Below are 20,682 nucleotides of genomic sequence, written 5' to 3'. Positions count from 1 at the left end.
AATCATACCTGTTATCAAAGCCCTCTGTTGCATTTCCCTTAACCCCAAGTTTTGTTATATTATCAAATGTTTTCCCAAATTTCGCATTAAGTGTAAGCATCCAGTTATCATAGTCTATAGAATCTTTTCTTGAAGACAATACAAAGCATTTTCTTCTGCCTTTACTTTCGACAGCATAGCTTCTTGAAATCTGTAATGTGCAGCTGTCTTTCAATGTCGGGAACCAATATCCCTGCCACGGAGATAAAAGACTATCCTCTATGTACTCATTGGAAATATAAGTATAAAGAGTTGGCTGTACCCATCCGAATATTGCGGCAGAATCCATACTTCTTACAGTCCCGCCTCTTTGCACTTTCACGCTATCTAACCATACGGAATTATAGAACGGACAGCCCACAAGGTTCCATGCTATTTCACAGTTCTTCTCCAATGGCACAAAGCGGGTAGTTGTATCTACTGCGCCAAGTGCATCTATAATGCACGGCTGAGTTACTCCCATCCAATATCCAAAACCATTCTTTACTGAATCCGGAGTCTGATAACTTCCTAATTGGCTATAGTTATAAAGATAGTATGGATTTGCATACTCACCGAATATTGTTTTCGGGTCGAGATTAGTCGGAATTACCGGCACTGATATCATTGTCCAATCTTCTACCCTGCGTCTCGGTTTTCCTACCCAGAGCTCAAACTTATGGACTCCGTCAACGTCTGAACTATACTTATAAGTCGGAACCGCTCTCATATCCTGCATTGCGTTATTGGCAAGGTCAACAATGTATATGCCGTAATGTTCAGGCATAAACGATGTAGCTGTTATTTCTATCTCATTATAAGCCCTGTCTGTTTTAACTTCAAATGCATATATAAGCATCGTATCGGAAAGGTCTATTCTGTGTCTTATATCTGTCTTGAACGTATCTCCCAATCCCCATCCTTGATGTGCGAAATAAAGATTGAGATAATTGTAAGACATAGAAGTTGAATCAGGTTTATCATAAGTTACGTCAAATCCATCCGTAGCATCAGTTTCAACACCGGCATAATTCACATTGTCTGTCAGCGAATCAGTAGATGCTTTCAACTGGACACACCAGATAGAAGGCAATACGTATACAAAAGAGGAATCGTGAATGCTATTTGTTACGTTGTCTTCGCTAATATACTTAATACAGGTTTGTCCTAATATGTTGGAAGACATACGGAATATTCCCTGATAATCCAGAATGCTACCTGTGGAATCATAGAAAACTCCATATTGCAAACTCTTTACTCCCGATAAGCTGTCATGCGTATTGATAGCAACGTTTGTCCCCCAGGATATGAAAGTGTTACCATCTTTTCTAAAAGGCACACTGTCAAAAGGCCAGCCATTAAATGTTAGCCACATCTTAGGGGGTGTAGTATCCACCTGGGCTACTCTCATATTGGAAAACTCATTATTCATGCTGTCAAGAGCACTATAGTAAATTGTATAATATTTTTGGTTAGATAAAGTAAATGGATTGTTATTATAATTTATCCATTCTACTGTATCTGCGAATCTGTATCTCACAGTCTTTAACCCGGAAAGGCTATCATTTACCGAAGCGTGTATGGCAAATTCAGTATTCGTGTTTACATAAAGCATAGAATCAAGTCCTACGTTGTTATGAGACAGGACTTCCTGTCCGCTGAGCTCGCGGTCAAAAACCTTAAACTCATCCATATAGCCGCAGAAAGGTCCAAGTTTTAGAGTCTGACCGTTTATACCAACCGTATCCGTAAATACTGAAGTATCTTTTTGCAAAGCTCCATTAACATACAATCTCATTCCGTTTGCACCCCATACCGCATCAATAAGATGCCAGAAGCCTCCGGTTACGGGATAATCAGAATATATAGAATCAGCAGTTGTTCCATTAATTTTGAAGCATAGTTTACGGCTTGTCTGGTCAATACCAATCGCGGCTTTTCCTCTTGTAGTAGTTCCGTCAAAAGAAGCTAATGTCTGGTTCATATCCGGCATACTATCCGTTTTGAACCAGAATTCTATTGTCCCTTTAGCAAGAACAAGATTATTGATTGTAGTTACATAATTAGTACTGTCAAAGCGAAGGCATTCATCAAGTTTACCTTCTAAGATTCTTGTCGGTGCAGGGTCACTAAATGTTCCGTTGTTTCCCTTCCCCGATATATCATAAACTGTAGTTCCTGTTTCATTGAATTTATATTCGGTAACACGGTTTCTATGGGAAGAATCAGGCTCAAGGTATTTCGGGTCTCCGACAAGCAAACTACAAATAGGAGCAATATTGTCAATGTTTACAGTTACTGTATCCGCTCCTGTATTGTTGTAAGGGTCGGTTGCGGAAGCTCTTAACATTATGTTTTTACCACTTATACCGCGAGAATCCCAGATAAGTGTATCCGTTACTTTCTCCTGTATACCAATAGTAGCCCAGTATCCTACCTGCTCTGTTTTATTTCTTCCGAGCATTATCGGCTTTAAGCTGATAGGTGTTCGTGAAATGTTGCCGAGAAGAGATTGAGAATTTTCCATAAACTTATTGCTCATAGCCCCGAAGTTCACAAGAGTATTTGCTCGTTTCTTTTCTGTTGCCGCTACCGGTTTTCGAGCTTTTGAACGACCGGAAAGTAAACTTACGGTCTGGCAGGCGAATTTATAACCGGATTGTATTTTTGCTCTTAATGATTTCCCGCCGCTATTTGAAGTATCAACAAACATTTCCCATGTAATCGGATAGTCTGCTCCGTTGTCGATATTGGCTTTAAGAGTTATGTTTTTGGTAAGCCAAGCACTGTCTTGAGGAATGTCTATTACTACAGGGACACCTCTATTAACTTGCCACAGCCATAAACTATCAGTGTCTGTGCTCTTATTTCCCGGGATATCAATAACTGTTAAAGTGTATGGATAATTTCCCTTAGGTAGGAAATTCCCCATATCATCTTTTCCATTCCATGTAACAGATAATGTTTCGTAAGGAGTTGCTTCAAAAGTAATTGTTTTAGTAAGGAAGGTGTAGTATATTCTTCCTTGTTTTGTAGAATAGAATTTCAAAGTATCCTCATCGAAAATATCAGTAATTTGAGGAGTTTTGGGCGGCACTACCACTATGTGAGGGACAGAGAGGTCACGAATTACAACGGCTCTTCCCACTGAACCTGCTCGTTTCCAGGACGGATTTATAGTTCCACCACTGTCGCGTGCTGCCAAAACGTATTGTACTACCGACCTATCCATTACATAGATAATATTACTTCCTCCAACAAGTGAAATTGTAGTTTGGAAATTACCAAGAGAGTCGGTAGTATCTATTTTACTTTCAACAATCTTGTTCCCATAAGGCATTTGCGCTAATACACCGTAGATATTTGAGAGTGAATCAGTGACCATTATTTGTATTTCTGAATTTGGAGCATATTCACCATGAATTTCTACCATTGAATCAGTAGTAAGGCTACAAGCAGCAAAAACAAGCGGTTTAACAGTCGCAACTTTAGAAGAGTCCAGTGCTGCAATCATTGACTGGGTTGTATATTTTATACTTTTGGTAGAGTATCCGGCACCGTATGTTTCAGGGAATCTAAAGATTTGCCCAAAAATAGTAATTCCATTATCATCAGCCTCTTCTCGTTTAGAAGTAATATTCTGAAACACTCCATCTTCATTAATAGCAAAGAGACCAATACTTGCTCTATCAATACCATATGTCGTAATCTCGCTTCCTGTATATGAGTAACTTACTGTTGCTGCTGAGTCTCCGAAATCAATACCTTTCGGGAAAAGCATCATTGCCGGGCCAGAAATATAAGGGATATTATTATTCCCTTTCTCAGCAATATTAACAGGCAAGATTCTACAAACCGTATCTGTAAAAGTAGTAGTCGTTGGGAAACGCAATTGTGCTCTGTAATAAAAACTATGCGCAGTACGCATATCGCCTACAATAGGGCTACCTACATAAATTTCTTTTGTACGGGCTCCGATTACATTTCCATTTTGATTTAAAAGACTCATAATGAGTTGTATTTTACCACATACCTTGCTGACTTCTAAATAAGCAAGAGGCCCAAAACTATTATTCCCTTGAATAGTATCTGAAATCGGGTAAATATTTTTGCCATCATAATAAGAGAATTGATAAAATGTATCCGTATCTGGAGATGCCCCATATATTGGAATATATCCTTTTTCTGTATTTTGAAGCTTATATGGGTCAAGATTAAGAATATGTTTGGGTCTCAAATAGTCTGATACTCCATGCCCAAGATAATTAGACAACCTGTCATGATAAACAATACTATCAGAAATAACATCTTTGTTGGTATCTCCATTTATATATTTCAAATTTACATTCCATGTCTCGATATGTAAATATGGGTTTGAGGAATCCCCATCATCCCACCAAAAAACAGAACTATCTGTGTTTGTAGCACTTAGATAGGGATAATAAGTAGAAAGAATACAGGGATTTTCAGAGTGATTCTTGAATTGAAATTGATTTGAAGTAAAGATAGGAGTTAGTGGTGAATCTGATAGGGTAGCTGAAAATATTCCTATAGGAGAGAGTTGAGGGTCTTTTTGAGAATTCCAGTCAGACACCCAGTTGTCTGTCGGGATAGTGGCTATTATACAAGAATCTCCATGATCACTGTTCCACTCTTTGTGTAAATCTACAACGACAGATAAAGAATGTGGTGTTGAGTACGATAAACTCGGTACTCCGGTTGGCTTTGTAAAGATATCTGCCATCCATGTAGTGTCTGGTAAATAACCTCCTGTTTCAGCATTAGGAAAACATGTATCAGTTCTTGTAGCAACAGTATCCCATTTTGAGTAAGAACTATCCCAATTTACTACGGCACAAACTTCACCTACTGTAGTGTTAGGTCTAAATATTACAGTAACACCGTGTATTGTTACAAAACATGTGTCAGTTGAAGAAGTAAATACAGAATCTTTAATTCCATCTATAGTAACAATTAAATTATATCCAACTGCTATACTGCTATCTGGATCTCCCCAACTCCTCGCATAAAGGGTACTACAAGTAACACTGCTTAAGTCTATTGGAACTATACTTGATTGAGTAGCTAAATATGTATAATCTCCTGAAAAAGCTATAGGTAAACGGTAATCTTTAGGAGTATGTATATTATACCATACTTTTGCATAAGCTTCTCCTCCAGCATTCCAATCAAAGAGAACCTCATGTGCTCCCTTAGCATACGCATAAGAATGTATATAATAAGTGCCTTTAGACACCGAGTCTTCTTGTATTGTTGTACTGTCGTATACATGGTTAAAACCTGTAGCTGGTGCCTCAATAGGGTTATATGCAAACACAGTATCTGTTCCGGGAACATTCGGTCTAGGTCCAATAGAAGCACTGGCATAAGCTGAGGCATATTTAGCACGATAGCTGTGAGCCCAAAGTTTATATTGGATAGTTTGATCATGGGGAATATAAAATGATGTTATCTTAGAGTCAGTTACAGGATTAGGTGACGCTGTCCCATTTTTTTCTATAGCTGAATTAACAGGTATTTCTTTAGGGTAATAAGTTAAAGTACAAGTTGCTGCTATTTTCCACTGTATATACCTATTTTTATTGCCCCAAGCGGTGTCAATAAATGTATAAGGTTGAGGAGGATAATAATTACCACTTGCGCTTGCATCCCATAAATATTCAGATTTGCCATCGTACACGGTATCCGCACCACTATGTATATATCCCGTAATATATCTGTTTGGAATTATAAAACTGCCCGAATCTACTGGTATACTATCATTTTTCACCTCAAATGGATTACTGTAGGCAATTGTATCTTTTATGCCTTGAATATGAAGAGCATATACTTTAAATCTGTATCCAGTGTCTGCTTTTGCTATCCTTGTTCCGGCTCGCCCATCCCAACTTATAGTGTGATTAAGGGCACCTTTTTCACATAGAGAATCTCTGAGTCTTGTAATTATATTCCCTCCCTGACATACATCTATAGTAATACGCGCATCTGTGTTGGTCGTATAAGTAAGTCCTACTGGGTATTTATATCCAAATCCATAATCAGGATAAAGAGTATTTGAAGTTAGTGTGTCAAGCGTTAAATTAAAATCAGAGGATATATTAACCGTATCTTCTAAAGAGCCAAATCCTTTGCCATTTATTCCTTCAGCACTTACCTTAATTTTGTAATTTCCATCTTTCACAAAACCGCCAATAGATTTTTGACCATACCAGTACTGAATTTTACCGATATTTATAGGAAGTGGATTGCCGCTTATTGGTGCTTTAATTGCACCAAGATATACTTCGTTTGTATATGCCATGTCTTTTTTGAAAGTAACTTCTATTGTTTTATAAGTGGTTGTAAATCCCATTTCCCCCGTTGCATTAGTGGCAGTGCAGTTGAAGTTCAAAATGTTATTTTGTTCTACAAAAGCGCTCCCTCCCGTAGTATCAGTAATAGTAAATTTCCCTTCTGCCGGACTAATTCCTTTAATAACTGCCTGATAAAAAGTCATCACAGTATCATTATCTTTGCATTTTAACCACCATTTATTCCCATCATTATATAAATAAAATCCTTCCGTATCTATAGAGGGAATTCCTTCATAAGGCACGATATTATATTCTTTTTTGTGGAATACTTTTTCCCCGTCATCTAAACTTACAATATCTATATCCACATTAGCACATTGACTTACCTGATACTTTATTTTCAATGTTTCTTCTTTGGTCGGCTCAAAAATAGTATCTATACTATTCAATAAACTTACGGTAAGAGTATCTACCTGAAGAGGAGTTGCCTGTTCCGCTGAAATGTTGACAGTAATTGTATCTGCCGCAGTAACACCGGTAGAATCTTCATAAGAAATGAGCAATAAGTTATAATTGCCCGGATCTCTGCCTGTAGTGTTCCAATATCCTAACACTGTTGCAATATCGGATGAAAATTTATTAGATACATTATTGGAGCTACCCGGCATTTTACGGGACTCTGGGACTTCTATTCCACTTGCTTGCCACCCTGTTGTAGAAGCTTTTCTCCACCATAGCTCATACTTTTCAAATCCATAAATATAATCGGGATTAGTCATATTTGGGTCGTTAGAAATTCCCTTAATTGCCACCGTTCCATAAATGTTTTCGCCCTCTACAGGAGAACCTATCATAGTACCAATACTATTTTTTACTGCGGTAGCTGGTTGTTCGCTATAATTTCCTAAACTATCTATAACTTGTACTTTTATAGTATGAGTCCCTTCAGACGTAAGTGTAATTGAAGGGGACTTCTTAATGCTTCCCCCATTAGGCAAAATATAAAAGGAATCCGGAAGAAGAACATCATCAAGATATATTCTTACTTTTACCCTTCCGTAATTAACAGAGTTGTCTTTACTATCGGACACTGTGAAATAAGCTTTAGTTACTCCATCTGAACCTGTTGTCCATGGAGAACACAAGAAATCATATACCTCAGGAGCTGTTTTATCCACTCTCAAAGTATCAATTCCCACACCGAGAGGATTTTCAATAATGGTATCATTTCCTGCATCGTCTTTTGCAAATATCTCGACCTTATATATTCCATCATGCAAATAAGCCCCGGCGTAATCTCCTCCTTCTATAAAGAGACAGGTATCCTGACCGTTTTTACTCTCCGGATAATAAATGCTATCCCCGTAAGCCGTTCTTTCAAGTACATCACTGGTATCCTGCAAATTAATAAATCTAACTTTAAGTTCTGTATGCTCGTTTGTTGTATATGCAAATTCTGTGTATGCACTATTCTTGACAAACGGATTAGGCTGTAAAGCACTTATAAGATTAATATGTGGCGGTTCAGTATCTATGAAAAATATACTTGTATCAGTTCCTGTATTCCTTGCTTTATCTGATACAGAAACTATCAGTTTATATGCTCCTGATTGCAAGACCGTGTCCCCGTCTTTCTTAAGAAAATTCCATGAGAATGTTTTGGGCACATTATAATAACAATTAACAAGGGTTGTATCCCAAACCAACGTATCCCAAGAATCTAAGACGGCTATTTTGACATTTTTAGGTTGACCAAAAAGTGAATCAAAGTTATCGGTAATATTGAATACAATAGGCATTTCGGGAGTAACATATGGAGAATATGTCAAGCTATCCTTAGTTTTGGGATTATAAGTACTACAAACGGGAGCAGTAACATCTACATAAAAAGATTGTATCGCTTCCGTTTTTCCTATACTTTTGTTTGCATCAACAACATATAGATGTGTTTGATAAATCCCTTCAACATAAGGCTTTGGGACAACATAAAATAAAGTATCTTTGTCAGGGTAAGGAGAAGAAGGGTTATGTATATATGTATATTGTGTGTCTGGAGCAGTAACCACAAGAGTTTCTGCCTGAATTCTGCCTATGTTGTGAAGAGCAATCTTAAAGCTTATAGAATCAGACAAGTTAAAACATGAATCCCATTGAGGAGAGAGAAAAGTGATAGAAGTCCCATACGGATTATAGAATATGGAAAGGGCTCTAAAATTACTCCACTCGCCTAAAGTATTTTTTGCTTTCATATCTAATTTATTCCAGCCTGGTAGAAGAGTATTTTTTAAATTTATAAAGAAATTATTTCCATTTGTCCCCAAACTATTACCAAAACTGAGTGTATCCCATACTCCAAAATTTAATCTCCAGTAAGGTTTACAATTTGCTAAGAAATAATCATCGATTTTACCATTTAAAGTATCAGGCTTATTTTGTCCTAAATTAACTTCTATTCTGTCTTGTCCATTATCAAAATTGTTTTTTATTACTCCCTCAGTTTCATTAGAAAAATTATTCCAATATATAACTGGTGGAGTTTCAAGAGCTTGTACAAATGATTCAAAATTCTCAGGTTCTTTTTCATGTCTTCTATTATATGGACCTATAATTTCTTTTGATAAGTTAAGTCCTTCTGCTGTCTGACTATTTTTGCGTACAGCCCCATCGCTATTATTCGCCCAATCAAAAAACATATACGCACTTGTAAGTTTCAAAGCTGCCTCAACAAATCTGAATTGCCCTCCATAAATGGCGGCTTGTGTAATAGCGCACCCCCAAGTTATAGCATCAGCCCAATCCGGATAATCCATTGCGCTTACAATTGTTTTGTAAGGGATTTTTCTTGCCGTTTTAAGTGCATCTTCAGAACATATACTATTCATAAAAGGGTTTAAATGAGTCCCCATATCACGTCCCGCATCTGTATATTTGTGTAATAACCAATCGAATAGCCCGGTGGATAGTATCTCTCCCATCCCTAAACCTCCAATAATATCTTTTATTACTATACAGAAATGTTTCCAACCTATTTGCGTAGGATTACTCCATACTTTATCCATCACCCAATCTGATCCGGGGACCCAATAGAATAGCATCCCCGTCCAAATTTCTCCTAGACCATAATAATTCATAAAGGGAGTTCCAAGATGTGGAGTTCCGCTAGTTATTACCAATTCAATGTGATCTTTTAATACGCTACTGTCTTTTGTAGCATCTTGATAAATTGCTTCTCTTGTTGCAAGTCCTCCCATTGAATGCGCAATCAAGATAACCTTGGCTTCGGGATTATCTCCCCAATCTGAGCCATAGTATTTTGTAAGAACTTCTTTTATTTTTATTCTTAATTCATTTCCCCATCCAACCTGTTTCTCATTTGGGGGGTAGCCTCCACCACCTTCATCTGCATCTATACTTCCACATGCATAATCAAAATTTATTACTTCAAGAAACGTTTTATTGGGGTACGCAGGATCAGAAGAAATTGTATAACTTTTGTCCCCTTGATTATAATTTAAGTTAACAATTGGGATAAAGTTTTGAAGCATTTTATAGTAGGTCATATCTTGACGAGACGAAATACTATCTTTCGGTATTGAGTCACTTCTATTTATTGTAGGAGCTCCCCATGTCCCCGAACCTGAAGTATAACCATGTATAAGTATAATAGGATGTGGTTTATAGGGACTATTTTGAGCAAAAGAAAAACTTGTCGTTAAAAAGATTGGGAATAATAAAACCAATTTTTTCATTATTACCTCCTATGTTCTAAGTTTTTAAGGTTTAAGCGCCCATTTATTTTCGCCTGTTTGCTTTATAACAAACCAATTGTTATAGTATCCAATAAAATATGCCGCATCAGGCGACCAATATACTCCACTTCTCCATGCAGTAGAAATATTTTTTAGAGTATCAATATTTCCCGTTCCAAGATGTATAATATTCACATTATATCCGTCACTTCCACAAATTGTATTAGAATCTACCTGTCCCCAATCAGGAGAAAAAATTACATTTTTCAAACCTATTAAATGATTTCCAGATGTGTCTGAAATTACTAAAGAATCTCCCAAAATATATGCTATTTTCCCTTCTTTGGGAGACCATGTTGGAGTGAGACCATTTGAAACTATTTTGTGGTCATTTGTTCCACCCCTGTTCATAATCCAGATTCCTTGGTTAGGTTTTTCATAAACAAAATTAAATGTGTCAGACGAGAAATCAGAATTTCGCCCAGAACCAACTTCTTTTAGTCCCGAACCATCCCGTTTAATTACATACATCACAGGATAATGGTCACCACGGTCCCAGTCTTCTATGTTTAATACTATCCAATCTCCAGTACTTGACGAACTAATTCCTCCTAAACATGGACCATAGTTAAATTCATTTTCCTTTACTATAGCAATTTTTTTAAGCCCTGTTCCATCATTATTTAACTCACATACTGTTATTTTTTCACTTCCACCGACCTGCGCATCTCCCGTTGCCGTCTCTTTCCATTTTTGCACATAGTAGTGTTCTAAAAACACAATTTTATTATCTGATGTCCAATTTGGGGCTTCCCAGACTGTAATTTTCTCTTCCCACCGTTTATCACGATTACAACCAAAAAATATTATAATTATAGAAAATACAAGTACCTCTAAAATAATTTTCTTCATACAATTCTCCCTTTCTCAAGAATTATTATTTTAATTTATTTTTGTATTGAATTGTTTTCTATTGTAAAAATCTTATCAGAAATTCCCTGATTGACTTTAATATTATCATAATTTACAGTTATCATTGCAGATTTGCCTGTTAAACCCATAGGAGTAGTAACTTCCATTTTATTCATAACCCACGTGTTTCCTATTTTCTTATAAGAGATATCGGTAATTGAAATTCCCATATTAGAATAGAGTTTTTGGTTTATTATAAGTCCCTTTGCATAATCAACTTGTAATTCTGCTTTTTCCATTAATGGATTCTTATCTTTTTCATTAGGGATTATTTCAAGAGTATAAATATTTCCATTGGAATTTATTATTTTCGATTTTCCATCTTTTAAAAAATTTGTGATGCTTCTCTGCGGATTCATATCTTTAGGGCTCATTGCCTGAAGTTGTCCCTGTGATAGTGAATCTTTATTTATTATTGTCTTTTTCCCATTAGAATCTTCTATCTGCATTTTTTTATCGTTAAAAATTATTGCTTGCTTTTGTGGAGCAATAGTAGTTACTTTTATTTTATCTGTCCCTTTAGACAGAATTTGCATTTTTTTGACAACTTGTTTCCCGGCGTCCATATTTGTTTTTATTTCTATATCAGCCTGCATATCTTTAATTTTGGCAATGTTTTGCTCCAGTTTTTGAGAAATGTCATCTATTGTGACAGCACTTGCAAAAGTAGAAAAACTTAAAATGGCGAAAATACAGATTGTTTTAATTGTTTTTTTCATCATTCCTCCAGTTTTTAATTTATCTAATTAAAATTAATTTTTCAGTAATATTCTTTTCACCGGTATTGATTTTACAGAAATAAATTCCTATTGGTGCTTTTTCTTTTTTATCATTTTGTCTATTCCAAGTAATAGATTGTTCACCAGCATTTTGAATCCCATCAACAAGCGTTTTCACAAGTTTACCACACATATCATAAATCTTTAGGGAAACCTTTGTTTCATAAGATAAAGAATATTTAATTATAGTTGTATTGATAAATGGATTGGGGTAAGCTTTGAGTTCAAAATAAGTTGTTACTCTGTTTTCTTCCACAGCCTTTATAGGCAATCTAAAATCAATGTTAGGAGTGTTGTTCGGCATTGTCGCTGATACCAAATCTGCACTTGCAGAGTCAGGTTTGTCATTATACCATCTTGTTTCATATCCCTCTTTAGAAGCAGACACCTTATAACTTCCCGTACGAAACCCATACAACTTATAACTACCACCTCCAATAGTAGTATCTGTATACAGGTATTCCCAACCGGAAGAACCGTTCACATACATCCATTGTTTTAATGTTACCCCTGATATTGGAGTCGTGCCATCTTCTTTATATACCTGTCCACTTATTGATCCTCCCCTGTCCAATACAACATTTATTCCCATTACGGAATCTGGTGCAGTTATATTTATTACATCTGCATCTGTCCAATTATTTTTATTGCTATACCATTCAAATGCATACATAGTATCCATTTCTTCTCTGCCACACCCAATAAACAACTTATAGATTCCCGTATATAAACTTCCCACCATATAGTTTCCAAAACTATCACTGAAACTGAGACTTATATTTTCTCCTCTAATCGTATCTAAAACAAGTAAAGCCGCTTCTCTATAGCCTGTAATTCCGTCATTTTCATATACTCTCCCTTTTATTTTTCCACCTTTAGACAGGCAAAAGTTGATATTCTTAATGGTATCCGAGTCGGCAACTAATACAACCATTGCAGAATCCCAATATAAAGTATTTTCATAATAGATATTAATAACTCTACCATACCAATCAAGTGTCTTAATTTTATAGCTACCTGTTGGTAAATTTTTTATTATATAATTACCACTACTGTCACTCCACCCACAAGCCACGCCTTCCCGAGTAGTTGCATTATATGCAAATAACTGTATTTCTACAATTGGGGTTACTCCATTTAATTCAGTTACTTTTCCACTGATTATCCCATTCCCTTTTTTTGTAGTACTCTTATTCTCATCCATTTGCCATTCTCTTAAAATATTGAGTCCTAAAAAACTCTTTGGTATATTTTTTCTTATCGCTTTCTCTAATCCTCTTGCCTCCAATTGAACAGAAAAAGTCATAATTATAAAAGCAAACATTAAATAATTAAAATATTTCATTGTTTTCCTCTCTTACTGTATCAGCACCAGTTTTTTCACAATCTTCTGCTCTCCTGCGTTCAGCTTCAGGAAATAAACCCCTGATGGATAATTCTTTGCATTCAGTGATATCGGGGAATGTTCATTGGTCAAATCCCTGTATTTCTTTATAACCCTTCCTGAAAGGTCATAAACTGTCAATGTCGCCAATTTTCCCGCAGGCACATGGAATTTAATCATCGTAGAATTCGTAAACGGATTCGGGTACTGTAACAGCGAAAAATACGAGGATTTATCTTTGTTCCAGTTTGAAAAATACAGTTCCCCTTCTACTGACCTACCTATTACAAGCTGAAGCCTATGAAGCCCGACTGTATCTGAAACTGCATTGTAAGTATACACTGCTGTTTTTCTCATATCCTGCAAGCTGTCAATCAAGGTGTCATAGAGATAAACATTATAGCTTGTCGGCACATCAAGTAGAGTTGCATCAATTGTAACTGTATCACTATCATGGTCTGTCTTAACATAGACATTCCAAATCTTAAAAGTATCTGTTAAGTTTGTATTTTCCCTTATGTCTGTTTTGAATTTTTCTCCAAGATTATGATTCCATTCGGAATGAGGAAAATAAAGCTGCATATAATTAGATGGCGGGGCTGGTGGTTTCGGGAAATCATAATCCAAGTCAAAAGTATCTTTCGCCTCCGTTTCTGCTCCTGCATAATTTAACGTATCTCCCACAAAACTACCCGTTGCTTTCAATTTCACTCTCCAGCTTGGCATCATAAACGTATCGCATTCTGCCCAGCCTTCCGGTGCTTTTGATGCTGCTCTTGTTCCTGCACTGCCATCCTGGGCATTGCCTCCGCCTTTTGTCCCACCATTTACATAAACATCAAAATAATTTGGATAACTTCCTTTGTAAATAACCGCAACTCTTCCACCGCCTGCTCCTCCTGAATAAGCCAAACCATCCTGAATTCCATTCCCGCCTTTTGCTGAAATACTGCCGTTTAATCCTGCAATTCCACCAATTATAGTCGGAGCCTTGATAAATACTGAGCCGCCCGCTCCGCCTGCTCCCGCATAATCGCCCATATTTCCACCAACTCTTCCATTTGAGCCATCAACTGATATATTGCCTTTTATCGTTATAGTTCCATCTAATGAATATAACATTACTCTGCCTCCGCCTGAGCCACCGCAATAGTAAGCAATTCCATCTCCAAATGCGTTTCCTCCACCTGAACCAATTTTATCAGGGGAACATGGTGCTGTCGTATCTGCTGAACCACCTTGTGCTCCCTGATTTCCTTGTCCTCCTGCGCCACCATACCCAGCTGCGCCACCACCGCTACCGCTTACGCCTGAGTTTCCTGTATTTGGTCCCTGATGAGAGCCCCAGCCTTTTCCGGATGCATCTATTTCATTCCCTGAGCTGTTTTCAATCAGTATGTTTCCTACAGTCCATATATCAATATTACCTACTATTTTATCGCTTGAACCACTTAACAAAGATACATCCCTGTCTGTAAAGTGTGCAAAAATGTATTCTGCTCCGTTATCAGGGTTTGTAGTATCCACAACGGGAGATAACGTTATATTTAATGTTGAAGTTTCCAAGTCTGATTGTTTAATTAATATTGAGCCCGGGGAACCATCACAGGCATATCCTTCCGAAGTTCCACCACTTGATGATATTTTTCCATAAAAAGAACTCCCTCCAATATCTTTAAATTTGATAAATATTCTTCCACCTGCACCGCCCCCTGCAAAACTCGGAGAATCGTAAGAACCATTCCCTCCGTCAGCAGTGATTTTACAATTAGCTGATGAGCCTGTTAAAGTGCCTGTTTCTATATTGATGCTTCCACCCGAACCACCCGCTCCAGCATCGTCTGAGAGAGATGTCCCATCATTTCCGTTTGCGCTGATTATTCCATTATTGCCGAGCGTTAAAGTGCCGCCGCAATCAAGCTTGATTTTCCCTCCGCCGGCACCTCCAAGACCATCTATTCCGCAATTTCCTCCGCTTGAGCCAAGTTTATCCGGGGCAACAGATGAGTCATACGCAACGCCCCCATTTGCAAAGTAAGTTTCAAAAACGCTTGTGCCATGGCCTCCTAATCCACCAAAGCCACCGCCGCCGGCTCCTACTGAATTTCCCGTGCCATTATCCCCTCTGCCTGGATTTACAGTTGAAGTTTTGGTATCATTATTTCTGAATCCTGAAGCATTTGCAGAAAGAGTACCATTGATATTCATCGTACTTGCATTTACCGATAATCCACCATAAGTGGAATGAGTGCTGTCGTAATCTTTTATTTTTGCCGTGATTCCTGCATCAACCGCAAAAGTGGTAATTCCGGTATGCTCTCCTGCGATATCTGTGTTTGCGGATATTGTCCAGCTTTGGGATGAGCCGTCTAACTCATGTGTACCACCACCTGTATTAGTATAGCCAAGAATAGTAAAAGCATTATCACTCATATCGTTTGGCGAACCACTTGTTGAGTCTGATATTTTTATTTTATAATCAGTGCGGGGAGATTGGTTGGATGATATTGTCCAGCTATATGAGCCACTGGATGCTGAAGTGCCTGCCACTATGATAGAATGCTGAGGATCAGGATTGGCACCTCTGTATAAATCTATTTTTACTCTTTGCACACCAAGGCTTGTCCATGTTATATTGTATTGCTGCCCTCTGGATAATGATATGCCGCTGGCATTAGGATACGTTACGTGTATGTATGGTGGAGTAACATTTATCCTGAAGCTGGATATTTCTGAATTATATCCTGAAGCTGTCCCCGGATTAGTCGGGTCAATATTACTGTATGAGTTTTTATATATATGTCTGTTTGTTGAAGAGGCATAATACCAGAATGGTTTTGTAGAAGGAATTGAGCCGTGATTATTATCTACCATAACAACTAAATTACTATCATTATTATAATAAAAAGGTGTCTGCAAGACTATTACGTTCCATCCTGAAGCAAGTGATACACTTCCACTATATACCTGAGTCAGATTTCCGGAGGTTATCCAGTCACTGGTGCTTGTAAAAGTGGTTTTGCTTGTGTTGCCTAAGTAGATTACTATATCACTCAATGGAGAAGTGGGATTATTCTGGCACTCAAACCATATTGTGTCAATATAGCCCGCAGCTCCTATTGCACTTTGCAGATGAATATATTCGGTCAGTCCGTATGAATTATAGGTGGCAATAACATGCTGAGCATAATTAGTGTATGTTCCACCATCAACCGGTGTAATACGGGTAGCATGCAGAGTAGATGATATCCCGCTTATACCTACAAAAAGTATAAAAGCTCTTATGTAATTTTTCATTCTTCCCCCTCTTGATTAATTTTCTGATTTCTACATAAACCTATTCCTACATATCTGCATAATTTTATTAAGTCAAGAAATAAATTAAATGATATATTGCATTCCTTGTTTCAATCCTTGTCAAGAGAAAAAGATAGCCAAAAATCTATATTTGTGGACATTTATGGACACTTTTCTTAAATTAGTTATTTTACAGGGGATATTTTGCGATGCAAGAAAAATTCCTTATAAAACCTTGATATTTATTATAAAATATTTAGATTTTCAAAACTTAATCAAAATTTTCCTGTGCCAAATGGTGCCAACTTGACATCAAAAATGAGAAAAACAGGTAGAACAGACATAACGGATAAAAATGCCGGGAAGATAAAAGCGAGTGGCGATTACGCCGAATTGCTTGTGTTGTTTGGATTTGTGGAAAATGCCCTGAACGGATTATGAGTCAATTGCTCTAACCAACTGAGCTACAGGCCCGTCAAGATTTGCAAACTATCTGTTCTCTCTTAAAATTAAGTTGAAATAATGTCAATTTTCAGGAAAATGTCAAGTTTTTTATATCAAAAATCAGGATATGATATACAAAAGCAAAGAGATGCCTCAACCACCGGAACTTGACTGAGTTTATTCTGTAATATATATTTGGAAGGATGTTTTCAAAAAAATTATGTTGTATGGGAGAGGCAAAGGAAATCTTAATCGACACTATGCCCAAAATTATTCTAATTTATTTGTAACTAAATTAGGAACGGAGAATATTTCTTGACAGGGTTTAATTTTTAAATATAAATACGCAAATGGTTGTTTCTGTTGTTCTTGTCTCAATTGTAGTCCTTGGGCTTGGCTATATTTTCTACGGGAAGTTTCTAGCGAACAAGTTTGATATAAATAATTCCAACGTTACTCCTGCATGTCAGATAAATGACGGCATAGATTATGTTCCTGCGAAACCGCAACTACTTTTAGGTCAACATTTTTCTGCAATTGCGGCAGCAGGTCCTATCGTAGGTCCCATACTTGCAGGGCTGCTTTTTGGTTGGTTGCCTGCTTTGTTATGGATACTGATAGGTTCAATATTTATCGGCGGTGTCCATGATTTTTCAAGTCTTGTCGCTTCAATCAAGCATAAGGCTTCATCAATAGGCGAAATCGTCAAGGAACATATGTCCCGGAAAGCACATATTTTATTTTTAATATTTGTATGGTTTTCTCTTGTCTATGTAATTGTGGCGTTTACCGATATTACCGCCCAGACTTTTAAAACGGTTGCAAACGATGTTGCTTTTGGACCGGGCGTGGCAGCGTCTTCTATACTTTATATTATTGTGGCTATAATAATGGGTATACTATTATACAAGTTTAAATCCAATTTAGGAATTACCACTGCAATATTTCTTCCCGTAGTATTATTTATAATTTGGCTTGGACCGCATTTGCCTCAAAGCATTCTTGGTTCCCTGGGAAACGTAACGACTAAACAATGGGATGTATTTTTATTAATATATTGTTTCGTTGCTTCTATAGTTCCAATGTGGATATTACTCCAGCCCCGCGGTTATCTTGGCGGATGGCTGCTTTATCTCACCATAGCAGTATGTTTAATTGGCGCGTTGTTTGGGGGATTCAGAATTCAATATCCTGCGTTTAATGTAGAGGGCTTAAAAAGCATAGTTAATGGCACCCCGCTCTTTCCCATATTGTTTATTACGATTGCCTGCGGCGCGTGTTCAGGATTTCACGGCATTGTAAGTTCAGGCACGACATCAAAGCAAATTGCAAAAGAATCGGATGCAAAAATTGTCGGTTACGGAGCTATGCTTCTTGAAGGACTTGTTGCGGTTCTCGCGCTTGCTACTCTAATGATGCTCCCCAAAGGTAATGAGGTGCTAAAAAGTGACCCTAATTTAATATATGCAAGAGGAATTGCAGGTTATCTCGGACTTATCGGAGTTGGTTTTACGATAGCATTTCCTTTCGCGCTTCTTGCGTTTTCTACGTTTGTATATGATACGCTTGATGTGTGTACGAGGTTGGCAAGATATATATTTCAGGAGATTTTCGGCGTAAGTTCAAGAATTGGCGGAATTATAGCGACACTGGTTACGTTAAGCGTACCGCTTGTTTTCTTGATGACGACACAGGAAAAAGGTTATCTTGTTGCCTGGCCTATTTTCGGAACGAGTAATCAATTGTTGGCAAGCCTCATACTTATGACAATATCGGTATGGCTAGTCAAGAAAGGTAAGAATGCAATATTTACAATAATTCCGATGGTATTTATGATGATAATGACATTTTGGTCATTAATATTGAAAATTTCATTGTTTGCGTCGGCGTTGCCTCTCCGGATTATGGGGCAAGTCGTAAAACCGGAAGTTATAGTTTCGGGAATATCAAGTATAGTTCTGTTTGTATTAAGTGTCTGGCTTCTTTTTGAAGCTATAAATGTTTTAGTATTGAAAAAAGCGAGGTAAAATATGTTTAACTGGTTAAAGCCCAAAATGCCGGAACCTGCAGGTCCTGCCCAAAAAATAAAAACTTTCAATGCTTCCGATAAATTGATAACACAAAATGGAATAAATGGCGAACAGGGAGGCTGGCGAATTGATTCACAGGAAAAACAATCAGTACGACTTTTTGAGGTTTCTGTTTCTCAGATAGAGCAATGTATTCTAACTTATCGTGCACAGATGAAATCCGATAACGTAAAAGGCAAAGCATATCTTGAAATGTGGTGCAGACTCCCGGGACGGGGTGAATTTTTTTCTAAAGGATTGCGTCAACCGTTAAAGGGAACAACCAATTGGGCAACATTCGAAGTTACTTTTTACCTGAAAAAGGGAGAACTCCCTGACTTGATAAAGTTGAACGTTGCTTTTGAGGGAAGCGGTAGCGTTTGGATTAAAGATATTGAATTATTGAAGATACCGCTAAAGTAAAAATTTCTCTTTATATTTTTTCGTAAACCGATTTTAACAATAGTGCATCTTCTTCAAGGGCGGGAGATTCGCATATGAGATACCCGCCGACTTTATTTTCTTTTAATGCTTGTAAAAGTTCTTTATACTTAAACTTTGAGTCTTTGTCTTCAAGAGTAAGATGTTTTATTTCCCCTTTAGTCCCATAATGTATCCCTGAAACGTGGATGTGCAATTCGTTTAATGCTTCCCCCGGGAGCTGGGATTTTATGGTCTTTAAAACGTTGTCAAATTTTTCGTAAGAATTTAATTCTCCGTTATTTCTTGCGCACAGATGTGCAAAATCAACACAAAGTCTTAATTTCGAAACTTCCTGCACTAGCTTCAAAGTTTCTTCCAGATTTCCAAATTGTGAGGGTTTACCTGTTGTTTCCGGGCTTATTTTTATTTCTAATTTTTCTTTCCCAATGTCCGCAATGATTTCCGTGAGCCATTTTTTTACTACATCATAAGTTTCTGTTTGTGTTTTTCCGATATAAAAAGCAGGGTGGAACGTAAGGGATTTTGCCCCCATAATATTTCCTATACGGGCAGATTCTATGATTCTTTGCTTGGAAGCAAATACCTTTTGTGGCTCAACAGAAGCTAAATTTATAAAATATGGAGCATGAACCGTAAGCACAACACCTTCTTTCTCAGATAATTCTTTTATTTTAGAAGCTCTGTCAGACTCTATGTTTACACCTCTTACAAACTCAATCTCCATACACCCCAGACCGAGTTCTTTGACTCTACGTATGCCGCTTTCTGTTGTCCTATCCGAAGCGGATAAGGGAACACCTGCAGTTCCAAATAATAGCAAACTCATAATTTACTTAGACATATATTCAAAAATTCAAACCTGTCAATTAAAATGTTATATAAGGATAAGATTTTCTTGACACTATGATAAAGTAAGCGTAACCTCCTTATAAAAGCTATAGAATTTGACAAAGTTATGAAAGAAAACGAAAGAAACCACAGAGTTCGCAGAGAAAAAATTAGCTCGGAGTTTACCCCGAAGAAGGCGGGGTGTTCTCCAAGATAACAGGAAAAATAATTGCACATGTCATTAATATAACTACCTTTCTATGATAAGACTTTGGCAGAGAGAGGTTACGAAGAAACATTGGCATATAATTTGGAAAGACAAAAAAGTATTGATAAACTTTTCAGCCAGAGATTAATGATCTTCAGGTTAAAATGCAGGACGAT

At 37.2% G+C, this 20,682-nt stretch carries 9 protein-coding genes; 3 read left to right on the top strand and 6 right to left on the bottom strand.

Features of this window, described 5'->3' with window-relative positions; genetic code table 11:
* The 5 genes from WC614_12990 to WC614_12970 form a co-directional block, all read right to left on the bottom strand.
* The coding region (locus WC614_12990; GenBank protein MFA5033916.1) for a LamG-like jellyroll fold domain-containing protein at nucleotides 1-10,081 on the bottom strand (10,081 nt) is incomplete at its 3' end.
* 24 nt (nucleotides 10,082-10,105) lie between these two features.
* Entirely contained in the window at nucleotides 10,106-10,993 is an 888-nt protein-coding gene (locus tag WC614_12985; GenBank protein ID MFA5033915.1) for a hypothetical protein, read from the bottom strand.
* A gap of 35 nt (nucleotides 10,994-11,028) precedes the next feature.
* Complete coding sequence (locus tag WC614_12980) at nucleotides 11,029-11,772, bottom strand: hypothetical protein (protein ID MFA5033914.1); 744 nt, start codon at nucleotides 11,770-11,772, stop codon at nucleotides 11,029-11,031.
* Between the two features lie 19 nt (nucleotides 11,773-11,791).
* Nucleotides 11,792-13,177 (bottom strand): T9SS type A sorting domain-containing protein, encoded by a 1,386-nt coding sequence (locus WC614_12975; GenBank protein ID MFA5033913.1) that lies wholly within the window; start codon nucleotides 13,175-13,177, stop codon nucleotides 11,792-11,794.
* Nucleotides 13,178-13,189: 12 nt separating this feature from the next.
* Complete coding sequence (locus tag WC614_12970) at nucleotides 13,190-16,513, bottom strand: T9SS type A sorting domain-containing protein (protein MFA5033912.1); 3,324 nt, start codon at nucleotides 16,511-16,513, stop codon at nucleotides 13,190-13,192.
* A gap of 318 nt (nucleotides 16,514-16,831) precedes the next feature.
* Between WC614_12970 and WC614_12965 the strand changes: the two genes are divergently transcribed.
* From WC614_12965 to WC614_12955, 3 genes are all read left to right on the top strand, one after another.
* Nucleotides 16,832-16,954: a hypothetical protein gene (locus tag WC614_12965; GenBank protein MFA5033911.1), complete on the top strand. Its 123-nt coding sequence runs from the start codon at nucleotides 16,832-16,834 to the stop codon at nucleotides 16,952-16,954.
* Nucleotides 16,955-17,307: 353 nt separating this feature from the next.
* Nucleotides 17,308-18,984, top strand: coding sequence for a carbon starvation protein A (locus WC614_12960; protein MFA5033910.1), 1,677 nt, complete (start codon nucleotides 17,308-17,310; stop codon nucleotides 18,982-18,984).
* Between the two features lie 3 nt (nucleotides 18,985-18,987).
* Complete coding sequence (locus tag WC614_12955) at nucleotides 18,988-19,449, top strand: hypothetical protein (GenBank protein MFA5033909.1); 462 nt, start codon at nucleotides 18,988-18,990, stop codon at nucleotides 19,447-19,449.
* Nucleotides 19,450-19,459: 10 nt separating this feature from the next.
* Here the strand turns inward: WC614_12955 and WC614_12950 are convergent, their stop codons facing one another.
* Nucleotides 19,460-20,296 carry a TIM barrel protein gene (locus WC614_12950; protein ID MFA5033908.1) on the bottom strand — a complete coding sequence of 279 codons (837 nt, stop codon included), beginning with the start codon at nucleotides 20,294-20,296 and terminating at the stop codon, nucleotides 19,460-19,462.
* Nucleotides 20,297-20,682 lie beyond the last annotated feature (386 nt).

It is taken from the genome of bacterium, from assembly GCA_041649255.1.
Lineage (GTDB): Bacteria > Hydrothermota > UBA3073 > JACQXS01 > JAQTXJ01 > JAQTXJ01.
This window is presented reverse-complemented; position numbering and strand designations above follow the sequence as displayed.